The organism is Streptomyces sp. MB09-02B (assembly GCF_033794485.1).
Classification (GTDB): Bacteria; Actinomycetota; Actinomycetes; order Streptomycetales; family Streptomycetaceae; genus Streptomyces.
This window is the reverse complement of sequence record NZ_JARGEE010000841.1, coordinates 1-1479: the sequence shown is the minus strand read 5'-3', so window position 1 is coordinate 1479 and position 1479 is coordinate 1. Positions and strand designations below refer to the sequence as shown.

At 67.1% G+C, this 1479-nt stretch carries 1 protein-coding gene; it reads right to left on the bottom strand.

Going from position 1 to position 1479, the window contains the following annotated elements:
• Positions 1 to 35 precede the first annotated feature (35 nt).
• A complete protein-coding gene (locus tag P1P70_RS44535) occupies positions 36 to 1193 on the bottom strand; it encodes a sugar ABC transporter substrate-binding protein (protein WP_319248186.1) in 1158 nt (385 codons plus the stop codon).
• Between the last annotated feature and the right edge of the window lie 286 nt (positions 1194 to 1479).

Below are 1479 nucleotides of genomic sequence, written 5' to 3'. Positions count from 1 at the left end.
GGAACGGAGGGGGGAGCCCCCGGAGGGCTCGGGTGTCACTTCAGGTTGACCGCGTCGCAGTCGGACTTGAACTCGGCGGTGCAGATCTGCTTGACGGTGTAGATGTCGTCGGCGACGACCGTGTCCTCGATGTTGTTCTTGGTGAGCGCGACCGGGGGCACCAGCTGGGCCGGGATGTTCTTGGTGGTCGGGGAGTCGACGCTGTCCTTGGCGAGGGCGTCGAACTCGATCGAGCGGCCCTGGACCTTGGCGACGGCCATCTCGGCGGCGGCGCTCGCCTGCGTCGGGAACGACTTGTACACGGTCATGTACTGGTCGCCCGCCAGGATCCGCTGCACGGCGTCCAGGTCGGCGTCCTGCCCGGTGACCGGCGGCACCTTGGCCACACCGGCGGTCTTCAGCACGTCGATGACGGCACCGGCGATGCCGTCGTTGGCCGCGTAGACCGCGTCGATGTTGTCGACACCGAGCTTGGCGACCGCCTGCTCCATGTTGACCTTGGCGACCTTGGGGTCCCAGTCCTTGGTGTCGAACGTCTCGGAGATCGTCACCTTGTCCTGGAGCTCGGAGAGCGCGCCCTCCTTGAACATGGCGGCGTTCGGGTCGGAGGGCGACCCGTTCATCATGACGATCTTGTTGGCGGCGCTGTCACCCAGGTCCTCGACCAGCGAGCGCCCCTGCACCTGCCCGACGAGCTCGTTGTCGAAGGAGACGTAGCCGTCGATCGGGCCCTCGGCCAGCCGGTCGTACGCGATGACGGGGATACCCGCGTCGTCCGCCTTCTGCACGGCGGGCGCGACGGCCTTGGAGTCCACGGCGTCGACGATGAGGATGTCGACCTTGTCCGCGATCATCTGCTCGATCTGGCTGTTCTGGGTCTCCGGGTCCTTGTCCGCGTTGGCGTACTTGGTCACGCCCTTGTTGTCGGTGAGCTCGGCGATCTTCTTCTTGATGTGGGGGTAGTCGAACTGCTCGTACCGCTTGGTGTCCTTGTCCGGGAACAGCACACCCACCGTGATGTCGTCGCCCTTCGTGGGGCTCGCCTCCGCGCTGTCGCCGATGTTCGAGACCCCGCAGGAGGCGAGGGAGACGGCCGCCGCGGAGGCGACGAGGGCGGTGGCGGTACGGCGCAGAGCGGTGGTACGACGACGTATACGGGCGCTGGGGGTGGTGCTGGTGGTACGGGCGTTCACATCAGGGGCCTTCCGGGCGTGGGCGCAGCACTGCGACCCAGGTGGCTGAAAGCCAACGCGGTGATCACCTCAGCGTCAAGGACCAATCACTTAACGAGATGACAACAGCCTTGTGTGGTCTCAGTGTGAAGAGGGTAAGGCAAGGGCCCTCGGTGTCGCCGCGTGACCTTCACCCCTGACACGGGCGGGCGGCTCTCGCCGGATGCCGCCGTGCGCCAACGTCCGCCGTACGGCCGCGGGTTGTCTGCGCAGGGGGGTGCGGGGGCCGTGGCGAGGGGTGCCGAGG